This window comes from Collinsella sp. OM06-18AC, from assembly GCF_003438785.1.
Classification (GTDB): domain Bacteria; phylum Actinomycetota; class Coriobacteriia; order Coriobacteriales; family Coriobacteriaceae; genus Collinsella.
In genome coordinates this window covers 12191-27362 of record NZ_QSTX01000011.1, presented here as the reverse complement: position 1 = coordinate 27362, position 15172 = coordinate 12191, and the positions used below count along the sequence as shown (strand labels likewise).

General features: G+C 50.5%; 9 protein-coding genes. 8 read left to right on the top strand and 1 reads right to left on the bottom strand.

Annotated features, from left to right (window positions below):
- Positions 1-39: 39 nt before the first annotated feature.
- Together DXB86_RS07645 and DXB86_RS07640 are read left to right on the top strand one after the other, a co-directional pair.
- Positions 40-4032, top strand: a complete 3993-nt coding sequence (locus DXB86_RS07645; RefSeq protein ID WP_117736712.1) for an RICIN domain-containing protein — start codon at positions 40-42, stop codon at positions 4030-4032.
- A gap of 48 nt (positions 4033-4080) precedes the next feature.
- The gene (locus DXB86_RS07640) at positions 4081-5013 is read left to right on the top strand and encodes an RICIN domain-containing protein (protein WP_147330831.1); all 933 of its coding nucleotides are present in this window, start codon (positions 4081-4083) and stop codon (positions 5011-5013) included.
- 187 nt (positions 5014-5200) lie between these two features.
- Here the strand turns inward: DXB86_RS07640 and DXB86_RS07635 are convergent, their stop codons facing one another.
- Entirely contained in the window at positions 5201-6154 is a 954-nt protein-coding gene (locus DXB86_RS07635; protein ID WP_233504181.1) for a glycosyltransferase family 2 protein, read from the bottom strand.
- Positions 6155-6376: 222 nt separating this feature from the next.
- Here DXB86_RS07635 and DXB86_RS07630 point away from each other — a divergent pair, with 222 nt between their 5' ends.
- From DXB86_RS07630 to DXB86_RS07605, 6 genes are all read left to right on the top strand, one after another.
- Positions 6377-8206, top strand: a complete 1830-nt coding sequence (locus DXB86_RS07630; protein ID WP_117736709.1) for a DUF6020 family protein — start codon at positions 6377-6379, stop codon at positions 8204-8206.
- Position 8207: 1 nt separating this feature from the next.
- A complete protein-coding gene (locus DXB86_RS07625) occupies positions 8208-9230 on the top strand; it encodes an acyltransferase family protein (protein ID WP_117736708.1) in 1023 nt (340 codons plus the stop codon).
- Between the two features lie 18 nt (positions 9231-9248).
- Positions 9249-11393 carry a hypothetical protein gene (locus tag DXB86_RS07620; protein ID WP_117736707.1) on the top strand — a complete coding sequence of 715 codons (2145 nt, stop codon included), beginning with the start codon at positions 9249-9251 and terminating at the stop codon, positions 11391-11393.
- 66 nt (positions 11394-11459) lie between these two features.
- Positions 11460-12479, top strand: a complete 1020-nt coding sequence (rfbB, locus tag DXB86_RS07615) for a dTDP-glucose 4,6-dehydratase (RefSeq protein WP_117736706.1) — start codon at positions 11460-11462, stop codon at positions 12477-12479.
- A gap of 265 nt (positions 12480-12744) precedes the next feature.
- Positions 12745-13815 (top strand): glycosyltransferase family 2 protein, encoded by a 1071-nt coding sequence (locus DXB86_RS07610; RefSeq protein ID WP_117736705.1) that lies wholly within the window; start codon positions 12745-12747, stop codon positions 13813-13815.
- 18 nt (positions 13816-13833) lie between these two features.
- Positions 13834-15054, top strand: coding sequence for a glycosyltransferase family 2 protein (locus DXB86_RS07605; protein WP_117736704.1), 1221 nt, complete (start codon positions 13834-13836; stop codon positions 15052-15054).
- The last annotated feature ends 118 nt before the right edge of the window (positions 15055-15172 follow it).

Genomic DNA, 15172 nt, shown 5'->3' with positions numbered 1-15172 from the left:
CTATGTGTAATTGTGTGTGTAGCGGAATGGATTGATTTTATGTTTAGCAAAACCCGCCTTGCATCGTCTCTTCTGGTTGCTCTCGGGCTGCTTTACAGCCTGGGGGCAGCTCCTGTTTTTGCCGACGATGCTACGCTTCCCGTCGATGCAACTCTCGAGGAGCGTCTTGCCTATGGTGAGGCGCATCCCGATGATGACCTTGGTACCCATACTGCCGGTAGCTCGATGGAAGGTGAGCCGCTTGCCGCGGCACTCGATGCTCGCTCGGCTAATCGCTCCCCGTATTGGGGCGGTTCTAGCGCTTCTAAAACGTTCTATAACGGCTACGACGAGGTGTTTGCATCTCCTGCCCTTAAGGTCATTGACGTCTCGGAGTGGCAGGGGACGATCGATTGGAATAGGGTCAAAAACTCAGGCGTGGATGCTGTCATTTTGCGTTTCGCGCATTCAACGAGTCATTTTGACAAACAGTTTGAGCGCAATTTGAGCGAGGTTCGCCGTCTGGGAATTCCGTTTGGCCTGTATATCTTTAGTACTGCCCAGAATTCGAATGACGCTACAAGTGAGGCGTACTTCACCCAGCAAATCGTAAGCAAATACGGTCTATACGATTTGTCGTTACCGATATTTTATGACCTCGAGTCGTTCTACGACAGCAACGGAAATACAATATCGCCCAACAGCGCTTTGGCATACGAGGGCATTGTGAATGCGTACTTTAATACGCTGTCTGGTTTTGGGGTCAACAACGTTTCAATTTATTCCGGACGTTGGTATACAGATACCTATTTAAAAGCCGCCAGCGTGCGTCCCCGTGTATCTTGGATTGCGGAGTACGGTCCTAAGTTCAACACCACGTTTAGCTGCGCCGGTCAGTTTGGGTGGCAGTATACGTCGCAAGTCCGCATCGATGGGATCACTGCCAACACGGTTGACATGAGCGCTTTTTCTTCTGCTGATTTTATCAATGTGCTCAATCTGCCCGATTTTTCTCTTTCTGATGGAACTTATTACATCGACTCGATTGGAAAAGATTCCTCGAGCGTTACCGTTTGCGAAGATGGAAGCCTTTCTTTGTATGGTGCCCAGGGAACGGCTGACCAGCGCTTCATCCTTGAGTCAGCTGGTTCGGGGGCGTATCGAATCAAGAATGAGTCAACTGAGCAGTATCTCACCGTGGCTGATGGAAACGCACAGAGTGGCTCTTTGGTTGTCCAGGCGGCTTATGCTCAAGACGATAGTCAGCTTTGGCACGTTCGCGCTTCCGATAATGGGTTCTATATCCAGTCCGCATTGGGCAATTGGGTGCTCGATTTGAGTGGCGGAAGCACGACGGATGGCACTCCGATTCGTATCTGGGCTCCGAATAAATCGATCGCGCAGCGTTTTACGTTCGCTTCCGCATCGGCCGTAACAACTGATACAGCTTTTGCCATAAAGAGCGTTCTCGATCCGCAGCTTGTCATGGATATCTACGGCGGTTCATCTGATAACCGAGCGCGGCTACAGATCTATAACGCCAATAATAGTCAGGCTCAGATGTTTACGTTTAAACAGGTTGGCAATGGCTTGTACGAAATCGTAAACGTTAACTCTGACAAGCCCTTTGAGGCTCAAGGCGGATCTGTCTCCAATGGTGGAGCAGTTTCCCAGTATTCATCCAACGGCACTTGCGCGCAGCATTGGTCCATTGTTGATTGCGGTAATGGCGAATACTCGTTCATAAATTCGAAATCCGGTAAAGCCATTGACGTTCCGGGCGGTAATGGCGTGAGTGGGTCTGCGCTTCAGATTTATACGTACAACGGATCTGATGCACAGAAATGGACGCTTGCGCCAGCGCGCACTATTCGCCAGGAGCTCAATGATCTCGCTGCTTCGGGCAAGGGTCTTGTAAATGAGGGCGTTGAATATGCCATCGGCTCTGTCTCTGAGCGTCAGGTATTCGATATTGCCGGCGGATCTATAAATTCCGGTTCCAATCTTCAGCTATATGCATCTAACGCAACTAAGGCTCAGCGTTGGACGTTTTCCTATGACAAGAATGGTTATGTGACCATTACGAATGTGAAGTCGGGAAAAGTCTTAGATGTTTTTGCCGGCAGCAAAAAAGCAGGTGCCAATGTTCAGCAGTACGCGTCCAATGGCTCTTGGGCTCAGAAATGGATCCTTGTCGATTGCGGTGACGGCTCTTTCAAGATTTGCTCTGCGATTAGGACTGGCTTTGTCTTGGACCTTGCCGGAGGCTCCACTGCAAATGGAGCGAATGTCCAGGTTTATGACGATAACGGTACCGCTGCGCAGCGATTCCGTCTGTATACGGCCGGAGAAGTTTCTAAGGCTCAGACAATCGATTCTCAGTCTGCTGTTGTAACGGCTTCTGATGGTCGCGTATTTGATGTACCTGGCGGCAACGTGGATAGCGGAGCTGCCATTCAGCTGTATAGCGCTAATGGTACTATTGCGCAGTCGTTTGGCTTTGAATTTGATGATGAAGCGGGCCTTTATGCTATAAAGTCTGCGAAATCCTATCGCTACCTATATGCTCAGGATGGGGATATTGTTCCTGGGGCCGCGGTTAAGCAAGGGAGTCCGTCGCCCTCGTCGCAGATTTATGATTGGGCTGTCGAAGATGCGGGTAACGGCTTATATCGTATCGTTAACGCTGCAACGGGTTGTGCTTTGGGTGTAAGTGATTCTGGCAAGCTTGTAACGGTTTCCAGGGGCGATGCGCGCGAGCTATCGGTTGCATTTGCACCATCCGACTTTAAATGTTTGCGCTCCGAACAGGATGCTGATGCTGCGGCTCATATGTCTGATTTGCCGGATGGCGAGTATATCGTCAGCTCGAGCAGGAACTATTCCTTTGTACTGGATGTTTCTGGTGGGTCAAAAGATAACAGTGCCAACATCCAGTTGCACACGTCGAATATGAGCAATGCTCAGCGTTGGATCGTTTCCCATGACGATAAGGGCTATGTTACGTTTACGAACGTTGGCTCCAATAAGGTGATTGATGTCGCCGGCGGAAACGCCTCGTCTGGTACGAATGTTGCTCAGTATGGTTCCAACGGCACGTTTGCTCAAAAGTGGATTGTTTCCAAGCAATCCGATGGCTCATATCTCATTGAGAGTGCTCTTAGGCCCGGATTCTATCTTGGATCCAAGGGAGGCGGTGCGTCCAATGGTGTAAATGTTGAGTTGAGCGTCAATGATAACAATTCGCACTTTGCGTTGTTTAGTACTTCTCCATCAGTTGCTAAATGCGAGGATATTCTTCCTGCTGGGTATTTCACTCTGAGTCCCGCCTGCAATTCCACCGGTAAGGTCCTTGATATTGCCGGTGGTTCAAGCTCCAGTGGGGCAAATGTCCAGCTTTACAGTAGCAACGGTACGCTTGCTCAGCTGTTTAGCTTTGAATATCACGACGGTTACTATGTAATCCGTAATGTAAAGTCTCAAAAAGCGCTTGACGTGGATGGCGGCAAGCTCGTTCCGGGCACTAATGTCCAACAGTGGGAATGTGATTCGGCCAATGCTAATCAGTTGTTTTCTGTAGTCGACAACGGCGATGGGACGCTCTCTTTTATTAATAAGGCGACTGGCCTGTTTTTGGATATTGTTGGAGCTTCTGACAGTGTTCAGGCGAATTTGGACGCATATCTCCCCAATGGAAGCGCTGCTCAAAAGTTTACGCTTCATCAGGTTACAGAGTTTTTGAGTGAAGGTGCTTTTTCCTTTGAGTCGGCCACGGCCTCGAAAGTCTTGGATGTTGCTGGCGGATCCGTGGAGGACGGCGCTCCGGTCCAGCTATATACATCGAACGATACGCTTGCGCAAAAATGGTATGTAAGCAAAGTGGCAGGGTTGGACAACACGTTTGAGATTGAGTGCATCGGCTCTGCGAAGGTTCTCTCCCTTGCTGATGACGGGAAGCTTGTCCAGCAGACATCAAGCGGCGCCGATTCTCAGCGGTGGCACAGTGCGCTGTCTGGCGGCAAGGTTGCGTTGCAAAATGCAGCTACAGGTTAGTATCTCTGTGTTTCGGGCTCTTCCTCGACATTGGGCGTGGTTGATTCGTTGGAGCTGCCCGGTGTTCGATTTAACGTAAAGAGCGTCGGGGTTCTTTCTGAGGGGTCATATACCATCCAGCTTATGGCGAACCGGTCGTATGTATTCGATGTGTCTGGTGGATCAACGGCTACCGGAACGTCAGTTGGATTTTATGGTTCGAACGGAACGGCGGCTCAGATTTGGGATGTTCGCAAGAATTCCGATGGAACATATGAGATATCTAGCGCTAAATCCTGCAAGCCTCTCGATATCAAGGGCGGCAATCAGTCGGCTGGTAATGGTGTCCAAATTTGGACCCGTAACGAAGGCAACGCTCAAAAATGGAATTTGGTTTACAACAGGGGAGAGGGCTATACGATTCGGTCGACCAGTGGACTTGTCTTGGCTTCTTCTGGCGGCGCGCTTGCCCTTTCTGAAGATAATGGTACCGCCAATCAGCGTTTTGCCTTTGAAAAGGCTACCTATATTCCACCTGCTTTAACTGGAGTTCAATGGAAGGGTTGTGCCCATTATTCGTCGTCTCGCTACGGCGAAGACTGGAGCGTGATTGTGATTCACATCTCTGAGTGCACAGCGCTTTCCCAGATTGATAATACTTTTTGGGGTACACGCGAAGCCTCGGCTCATTATGGCGTGGCACCAGGGCAGATTCACCAGTATGTCGGTCTCAATGACACGGCTTGGGCCGTTGGCGACTGGGAGTGGAATAAACGCTCGGTGTCTATCGAGCATGTGGGAACTACGGCAAATCCGCCTTCGTATGCTACCCTTGATACAAGTGCACAGCTCATGGCTGCACTTGCAAGATCTAAGGGTTGGAGACATTTGACGATGGGAGATAACGTTGGGATACATAAGTGGTATTCATCAACAAGTTGCCCCGCCGGAACAGACGTCAATTGGCTTGTTGCGAAGGCAAATCAGTATTTGGGCAACTAGCCTGTTATTTGAACGCCAATGTAATTGGCTACGTCTCCAATTATCATATATCCGCAAGCTTAGGAGAGATTGGTATGTCAGCAAGTGGTATCCATCCTGGCTGTTGCGCGTTCGTTTGTGTAGAGGGGTAAATGAAAAGGCCTGAAACCATCTGGTTTCAGGCCTTTTCCTATTCTTAATTGAACGGTTAATTTTTTCTGCCCTCTTGGAATACTCGGTAGACCTGAAGCTCCCATTCTTTTCGCTCAGTTTTGGCGACGTTGTCAAGGATGAGGCCGGTAGCAAGCGAGAGCCCGCACAGGAACATGAAGGCTACCGCAAGCACTGCAGTGGGGAGCCGTGGAACAAGACCGGTTGCGAAGAATTCTCCAATGACTGGAAGGCCGAGAATCAGGCCAACGAGAGCGAGTACCAATGCGATAAGGCTGAAAAACTTGAGAGGACGATAGTTCTTAAATAGGCTGGCGATGGCACACACAACTTTTACACCATCTCCAACGGTATCGAGCTTGGACTCCGAACCTTCTGGGCGGTCGCGATAATCGATGGGGACGTCGGCAATCCTCCAGCGTCGATCGACCGCATGAATGGAGAGTTCCGTCTCAATCTGAAAGCCTTCGGAGAGGACTGGGAAAGTCTTTACGAAGGGGCGAGACATGGCCCGGTAGCCGGTCATGACATCGTCGAAGGAATAACCATAGATCCAGCGAATCATTGTGCGGACGAGGTCGTTACCAAAGCCATGAAAGGCGCGTTTGTTCTGCTCTGCGTAGGTACCGTTAGAGAGTCGATCGCCCACGGTCATATCCGCTTCACCAGAGAGGATTGGGGCGGCGAGCGCTGCGGCAGCTTCCGCCGGATAGGTGTCATCCCCATCGACCATGAGGTAGCAATCTGCGTCAATATCGCGGAACATCTGCCTCACGACGTTGCCCTTGCCTTGCCTGGGTTCGTGGCGAACGATTGCGCCCGATTCCTTCGCAAGTTTTGCGGTTTCATCGCTTGAGTTGTTGTCGTAGACGTAGATGGGTGCGCCTGGCAATGCGGAGCGGAAGTCGGCTACTACCTTAGCGATAGTGACGGCTTCGTTATAACAGGGGATGATGACGGCAACGCGTGATGCGTCGATAGAGATAGTCAAGGAGGTACCTTTCAGAGTGGAACAAACCTGCTTAAGAATATACCGGTATTTCGCCTTGCATGCTATCTGCGTAATTACGTCACGCCTCTCGGTCTTGTTCCATGATGATGTGAATCCGAGCTGGATTATAATTCTGGAGACTTCGTCATAATGAATGAAAGGGCTGATCGTCGGATGCGACTGTGTCTGACATCAAGAAGTTCTATATGCATGTGGAGGCTTATGTTTTTTAAGGAGCGCATTCGCGAAATCGATGTTGCTGCGTTGGTTGCAGCGTTTCTGATTGCAGTTTGCTTTGTTGTCGGGCTTCAGGTCTATCATTCCGTATATTTAAATGAGTCCTTGATTCAGGGTGTCGGCTCTATCGTCTTTTGCATTATCGTGATGTCCTTGCTCGTCCTTGCTCTATATGTCTTGATCGTTTGCGTCTTTACTTGGGTCGACGCTCACTCAGGAAAATCTCTGGATGAGGACGAGGTTCGCGGTCGCTCTTCGTTTTCTTGTGTACTTAAAGCAAACTTGCTTCGTTACTCTTTAATTGTGCTGGCATGCTGGCTCCCGGTCATGCTCATTCGTTTTCCTGGAAATATAGATCCGGATACGTTTTGGCAGCTCCTCCAGACCCGAGGCCTCGCTTTGACAAGCGATCACCATCCTTGGTTTGACACTGTCTTGTTTGGCCTTTTTTGGTCTATCGGGGATGTTTTTGGCAGTCATGCCTTCTCGCTCTTGGCGTATTCTGTGTCGCAGGCTGTGCTCACTGCGATTTCGTTTGCTGTCTGTTTTTGTTATTTTAGATGGCTGGAAGTACACAGTATTTTGCGGAGGGGTATTGTTGCACTCGTGTCTCTTCTCCCGTTTTTCCCAATGTTTGCACAAACAATGGCGAAGGACACGTTATTTGCTGCGGTTTGGGTTCTTTTCCTTCTGTTCTACTTTGAGACCGTTCGCACAAAGGGGGAAGTGCTTAAGAACTTTCGTGTGGTTGCTGGTGGGTTTTTGCTCTTGGGTCTTATTGTGCTTACGAAAAAGACCGGAATATATTTGCTCGCGCTTTCTCTGGTGCCCCTGATTCTTATCTGTCGGGCTAATAAGGCTCGGCTTCTTCTGCTCACGGGTTCCGTGGTGTGCCTGTTTTTTGTTTGGACTAACATCGCACTGCCTGCTTGGGGCGTTGTGAAAGGCAGCTCTGCTGAGATGATGTCGATTCCATCGCAGCAGGTGGGGTATTACCTGTCTAGATATTCGGACGAAGTGACGCAGGATGACTGGCGGGTTCTTGAAGGCGTTTATGCTTCACCCGAAGTACTTGGGACTGTGTATCAGCCTGCGCGTGCTGATGCAACGAAGATGTACTGGAAAGGGTCGTCGACCACTGAGACAAAGATTGAATTTCTAAGTTGGTATTTCAGGACGGCGCTCAAGCATCCGAAGACATTTCTCGATGGTGCTCTGGCAACAATGCTTCCCCTGTTCTATCCAGATGGGGTTACCGAGGGTGATGAGAGCTTCATTTTCTATCGAGATAACCTTGCGTCGGCCGCTACCGGGGATCCGGGGCTAGTGGGGGCTATCCAGTCTTATTCTGGCGGTTCGGCTTCCGCGAGCGATATGGATTCTTTGTTCGCCGGCTCGTTCCGTATTCCGGTAGTTGCTCGAATTTCCGACATTTTTGATAACCTTTACCTCAAGATCGCCGAGCTGGTTCCACTGCTATTTCATAAGGTTACGTATGCCTTGTATATTCCAATAATCGTGCTCTGCTACTGCATGTCTAGAGCAAGAATGACGACTGAGCGATCTCCTCTGGAGGTCCTCCTCTCTTTTGCGCCGGTTATTGCTGTGTACTTGTCTCTGCTCGCAGGTCCAATTGCGTTACCTCGTTACATGGCAACCCCGGTATACGCTACGCCGTTGTTGTTGGCGCTGCCTTGGGTTCTCGGGATGGCGAATTCTGGGAAGAGCGGTCATGATGATGAAGTCGCCGATGCGGAAGCGAAATTAATTTTTAGAATGGTTGATCCTGGTTTGAGCGAGAACGTTGGTGAATGATATGGCGAAACGACTTACCTCTTTTGATATCGCGAAGGCGGTCGCTTTGATTGCAGTTGTCGTTGGGCACTGCAGCTTTGCCGGTGTGCCCCAAGGCGTTGTAAAAGCGTGCTACTCCTTTCACATGCCGCTGTTCTTTATTGTGAGCGGCTACTTTTTTAAACAGCAGGAAGACGAGAGAGCCCTGCTTCGGAAGAGTGTGAGTGGGTTGCTAGTTCCATATCTGGGGACAAGCCTCATCCTGATTGTTTTAATGGTATTTAGAACCATATTTGACGGTGGGCTAGTTGTCGAAACTGTCCGCTCCTGGACCGTGGCGGCTTTATACGGATCCGGGGCTGTTCTTGACTCTATGCCAGAAGGGGTAATGGCTATTGGGGCTATTTGGTTTCTACTTGCGTTATTCTGGTCGCGGTTGTTGCTAAATGCGGCGTTGAAGACTGACTATCCAGCCTTGGTATGCCTCGCCCTCTTTATCGTTGGCATTGGTTCTGCGGACTCCATCTGGTTGCCCTTGGCTGTTCAGCCCGCAATGTGCGCCGTTCTGTTCTTATATATTGGGTTCAAGATCAAGGAATCGTCTCTTTTGAGGCGGGGTGGCATGTCTCCAATTCTATGGGGCTTTTCCTTCTGTATTTGGTTGTATTGCGCTAGATACCATGGTGTTCTGTACATGGTTTCCAACACGTATGCTGCAGGGGCAATGGATGTTATTGGTGGAGTGTGTGGCTCCATCTGCCTCCTAAAGTTTTCTGAGGTATACATTTCTAAAATTCCCGTCTTGTCCAGCATGTTAAAGTTCGTGGGAAAGAACTCTCTTGCCTTTTTCTGCATGCATCTCGTTGAGTTAGATGTGATTCGGTGGGATCTGATTTGGGAGATCATGTCTCAGATTCCGCATGCATGGGTTCTTATGGTGTTGATGCAGGTTGCGTGCACGGGGCTGTTCGCTGGCGTGGTTTATTGTTTGCCGCCTTTCCTGTCTGGTTTGTTTTATCCGGCCAGACGTGCGAAGTCCGCATAGTTTAGTTTGGAGAACTTGATGACTCCTATAGAGTGCGCGAGAAATAACATTGAGCCTGTTAGCCACGATGGTTCCAGCATTTTGCAGAAGATTCTTCGGTATTTTGCTATTTCACTTATGATTGCAATGGCCTTGGAGATTCTCGTATTCAATTTCCCGTTCTGGGAATCTTTGCTATTTGGGAACGCGAAAGAAGTGGATTGGAGCCTTGGTCCTGGATTGGAGATTCAGGATGACAGGACGATTAAGGTCGTAGATCCCGAAACCGCCTATATTGAATTCGATGCCGATGGATGTCGTGTCGAGAATCTTTACCTTGATATCGCTGTTCCAGGCTGGACATCTTCGTCATGGAGAACGTCGACTGGCCCTTATTTAGCAATAAAGGTTCTTGCTACTGACGAAGCGAACTCATCTTTCTTTGAACTTCCTTCTTACAATTACTGCGGCGGTATGGAAAGCTCGAAATACCTTCGCCTGCATCTTTCTGGGGTTTCACATAAGATGCGGGTGCTTATTCAAGAAGAATCGGGGTTCAGCTTTGATTTTCGAGGCGCGTCTATTAATGCCATGAGGCCGTTTTGCTTCGAGCTCATCCGATTTGGGATTGTTGCATTATTGGCTTGTGCGCTCCTTGCTTTCCGACCCTCATCTAGTCTTTACAGGACTAGATTGTTTCCAATTCGCCCTGTTGTTATCGGATGCATTGTCGCGTTAATGACCGTTGAGATGGCGGGATCTGTTGTTGTCAGCCGATTGTCTGGGGTTGTTGACAATCCAGCTAACGGTCCAACAATTAGCGGGCCGGTTGCATTTGACTTCAATCAATACAATCATCTTGCGGAAGCGTTTTTGTCGGGCAAGGTTTCCTTAGACCTTCCCGTGTCCGCCGTTCTCTCTGATATGGAAAACCCGTACGATACTTCAGCTCGAGCTCAGGAATTATCTCAGGCTGGTGAGTATTACTACCTCGACTATGCTTTTTATAACGGGCATTACTACTCGTATTTCGGTGCGCTTCCGGCATTGGTTGCGTTTGTTCCCTTCAAGTTGTTAACTGGCCGTGATCTTAGAACGGATCAAGTCGTTCTCGCTTTGGGGGTGATCTTCATTTGCGCTTTCAATGCGTTGCTGTATTGCTTGGCAAAGCGCTATCGACAAGATGTCTCCCTTGGTCTGTTCGCACTTTCTTCAGTGTCATTTTTTGTTGCGAGTGGACTGCTGTACCTTGTTTTTCTCCCACAGATTTATTCTGTCCCTATTTTATCTGGCTTAATTGTTGTGTTCTTGGGCTTGTCGTGTTGGATATCTGCGGAGCGTTTGGATGGAGACCACGGGGGCTTCAAGAAGAGCTACCTCATCCTTGGTTCATTTCTGATTGCCCTGTCATTGGGCTGCCGGCCCCAATACGTGCTGGTCTCTTTGCTTGCCTTCCCGATTTTTTGGAATGCGATATTTCGGGAACGTCTGTTTTTCTCAAAAAAGGGCGTTGGCAACACGGTGTCGGTAATTGCGCCATTTATTCTCGTTGCAATTCCCGTCATGCTGTATAACGGCATGAGGTTTGGATCGGTCTTTGATTTTGGCGCCGCATACAACCTGACTGGTAGCGATATGACTTCGCGAGGAATTGACCTATCGCGGTCCCTTCCCGCTTTGTTCCAGTATTTGGTTCAGCCTTTGAGTATTTGCGCACGGTACCCGTATGTTTTCGGTGTAGACATGGCTGTTGATTTCCAGGGCTATTGGTTTTATGAGCCTTATCTTGGAGGATTGCTGCCCATCGCTCCGTTCTTGCTCGTGGGCCTTGCTTGCATTCCGCCCGTGTTATCCAAGAGTAAGCAGAGTCAGAAGGCTGCCATCATCTTTTCGCTCATTGTCGCATCGGTAATCCTTTTTGCGGATTTCCAGATTGCGAGTATTACAATGCGGTACTTCAGTGACTTCTCATGGTTATTGATTTTGCTTGTGTTTGGAGTGCTGCTTCAGACTCCTGGTTTTGTGGAAGGTAAAGGTGTGATTTTTAGGATTACGGTTGCACTTATCGGACTGACAATCCTCTTGGGGTTTTGGATCTTGTTGTCTCCCGATCGTTATGGCGCTCTGGTGAGCACATGTCCGTCCGTGTTCTATGGTGTGGCTCAGATGCTATGTCTTGTTTGATTTCATTTCGCAAACAAGGAAAGTCTAAGTCTCGTTATAAGCTCGGGCGATAGGGAAAGGCGTACCTTGTCCGAGAACTTCGAACCCACCAACATCATCGTCACGGGCGGCTGCGGCTTCATCGGCAGCAACTTCGTGCACTACGTCGTGAACAACCACCCCGACGTGCGCGTCGCCGTCCTGGACAAGCTGACCTACGCCGGCAACCCCGAGAACATCGCCGGGCTGCCCGCCGACCGCGTGGAGCTCGTGGTGGGTGACATCTGCGATGCCGCGCTGCTGGACGAGCTCGTCCCCGGCCACGACGCGATCGTCCACTACGCCGCCGAGAGCCACAACGACAACTCCATCGACGACCCCACGCCGTTCCTGCGCACCAACGTGGAGGGCACCTTCTGCCTGCTGCAGGCCGCGCGCAAGTTCGGCGTGCGCTACCACCACGTCTCCACCGACGAGGTCTACGGCGACCTGGCCTTGGACGACCCCGCGCGCTTCACCGAGGAGACGCCCTACCGCCCCAGCTCCCCCTACAGCTCCACCAAGGCGGCCTCCGACCACCTGGTGCGCGCCTGGCACCGCACCTTCGGCGTGAGGGCGACCATCTCCAACTGCTCCAACAACTACGGCCCCTACCAGCACGTGGAGAAGTTCATCCCGCGCCAGATCACCAACATCCTGGACGGCGTGCGCCCCAAGCTCTACGGCGACGGCCGCAACGTGCGCGACTGGATCCACACCGACGACCACTCGAGCGCCGTGTGGACCATCCTCACCAAGGGCGAGATGGGGGAGACCTACCTCATCGGCGCCGACGGCGAGCGCTCCAACATCGACGTGCTGCGCGCGATACTCACGCGCTTGGGAAAGCCGGCCGACGACTTCGACTGGGTGCGCGACCGCCCCGGCCACGACCGCCGCTACGCCATCGACTCCACCAAGCTCCGCCGCGAGCTGGGCTGGGAGCCCAAGCACACGGACTTCTCCGAGGGGCTCGACCAGACCATCGCCTGGTACACCGAGAACCGCGCCTGGTGGGAGCCCGTCAAGGCCGCTACCGAGGCACGCTACAAGGCCCAGGGCCAGTAAGTTACCACTGATTGAGGGCGCCGTTGCGAACCACTCGCGGTGCCCGAGTACGAGAGACGCCTTCTCGGCCCGTGCGCGCCCTTGCGGACCTGGGGATGACCCCCGGGGAAGCTCACCGCGCACGGGCCGGGGCTTCGATAAGATATCGATGTTATTGTTGCGAAGGTCGCTTATGCGCGGCACTTGAAATGCGAGAAGTGGCGCCGAGTGCTTATATTCCTGCTAACATAAATACGTTGGTTCAGATTAAAGGATGGTCGTTTGAATGGCTGAAGCCCCTGCAGTCTCATTGTTGGTTCCAATTTGTAATGTCGAAAAGTATCTTCGCCAGTGCCTTGAGTCGGCTCGCGAACAATCACTTTCGAACATCGAGATTATATGCATAAACGATGGGTCGACGGATAGCTCCCTCGATATCATCAATGAATATGTCGAAGCCGATCCTCGCTTCCGAGTTCTTGACAAGCCTAATTCTGGCTATGGCGACTCCATGAACAAGGGTCTCTCGATGTGCACCGGTGAGTACGTCGGCATTCTTGAGTCGGACGATTTCTTGGACTCAGGTGCATTGGAAACAATGTATCGAGCAGCCAAGCAATGCGACGCCCAGGTGGTTAAGTGCGACTTTTATCTGTACTGGTCTCTTCCCGAAGAGCGCAATGAGAAGTTCGGCTGGGTCGATGCGCTTCTTGAAGGCCATGTGAACCCCCAAGTGGAGCGAGAGGTGTTTTATCGAAAGCCATCGATATGGTCGGCTATCTATCGAAGGGATTTCTTGGAGAAGAACGATATTTCGTTCCTGCCTTCGCCGGGCGCTTCGTATCAAGATGCTGGCTTTAACTTCAAGGTATGGGCTTCGTGCGATAACGCGGTCTTGCTTAATGAGGCCTTCCTACACTATCGCCAGGATAATGAAAAGTCCTCGGTCAATTCTCCTGGCAAGGTTTTCTGCGTCTGCGACGAATACGAGGAGATGCATCGATACCTCGATTCGCATTGTCAGGCCAGGATATATCTGCGATCCGTCCTAGCAAAAATGCGCTTCGATAGCTATGAGTGGAACTATGACCGGCTGTCTCCTGAGCTTCGAGAGCAATTTGTTCCTCGGATGGTTGAGGATGTGAATTCTGATCTACAGCAAGGCTATAGTGATCTCAACATTTTCGAGCCCTCCAAGCGGCTTAATCTAATTCTTCTGCTTCACGATTCCAAGTTGTATGGAGTGCTTCGGTCTTCGGATGGCTCACGTACTCGAAAAGAGCGCTTTGTTAGGCTGATGCGGGCGGGGGGATTGCTGTCTGCAATTCGATTGGCTTTGTTCCGATTGACCCACTAACTAATTCCGGAGAAGTGAATGACCAAGCTGAGTATCATTGTTCCCGTCTATAACGTTGAACGGTATCTCCCTGTCTGCCTTGATTCTATTCGAAACCAGACATTTAGGGATATCGAAATAATCTGTGTCGATGATGGGTCAACCGATAGATCTTCGAACATTCTGGAGATGTATTCGAAGGTCGAACCTAGAATGCGAATCATCAGTAAAGAGAACGGGGGGCTGTCTTCCGCGCGCAACGCTGGTATTCGCTGTGCCACGGGTGACATTGTTTGCTTTGTTGATTCTGACGACTTCTTGGACAAGACGGCTGCAAAGCGTATAACTGACGCCTTTGATTCCACGCATGCTGATTTGATTACGTTCGGTGGGCGCGTGTATCCTCAATTCCTTTCTAATTGGTGGCTGGATAAAGTACTTTCTCCTCGCGACACAATGTATGCGTCATTCGATCCGTCTCTTTTTGCTCTCGAGGCTGCTGAGCCGTTCGCTTGGAGAACGGCTTGTCGTCGCGAATTTCTAATTGAAGAGCGACTGTGGTTTGATGAGGAACTTCGGTTTGGAGAGGACAAGTTATTTCATTACATGGCTTATCCTCGGTCTCGGAAAACCGTGTTTCTGTCTGACAAACTGTATGACTATCGGGTGAATCGAGCCGATTCCCTTATGGCAACCAGAAATGACGATAAGGTCTTGAGGATATATGACCATCTACGAATCTCGGATCGTATATGCTCGGATTGGAAACAGTCTGGGAATGCTGAGCGCTTTGGATCTCAATTGCTCAGTTTAATTGGTGAGTTTGTGTTCATGGATGTCATGACAGCTCCTGTTCAGGATAGGACAATGCTCGCCAATTTTCTAAAGTCGATCTTGGAGACGTACTTTTCGGACGTTCAATTAAAAGCGCTCCTCCATGATAGAGAGTACGGTGCGATGGCTCGTGCGATACTAATCGATCGACGTCGCCTATTTGGACCACGTCGAAAGATGATGTTCTATCTTGGAACTCTTAGGAATAATCCCATTGACTTTTTGCGACGGGGTCGAGAGAGGCTCGCTTCATTGGGCGCTGTTCTTAAGATGCGCCAGATGGCGGGTCGGATTTTTCCTCCGTCGTCTCGGACTGTCGCGCTACGTCATCTTGAATCAGAATTTGTCCAGAAGGAAAGCGTCGCGCTTCTGAACTCTATCGAGCTTCTACGTATTGAGCTAGGGAATGTTGAGTCGGAGAAGTAGCGTATCAGGTACCAGGCCGTATCTCTTTGGCTGTGAGGCTGCGGCAATCGGAGGCTCCGTCAGGATCTGACGGAGCCTCCGTGTTTCTTCTAGCTCGTTTGTTGTCCTATGAGAAAGA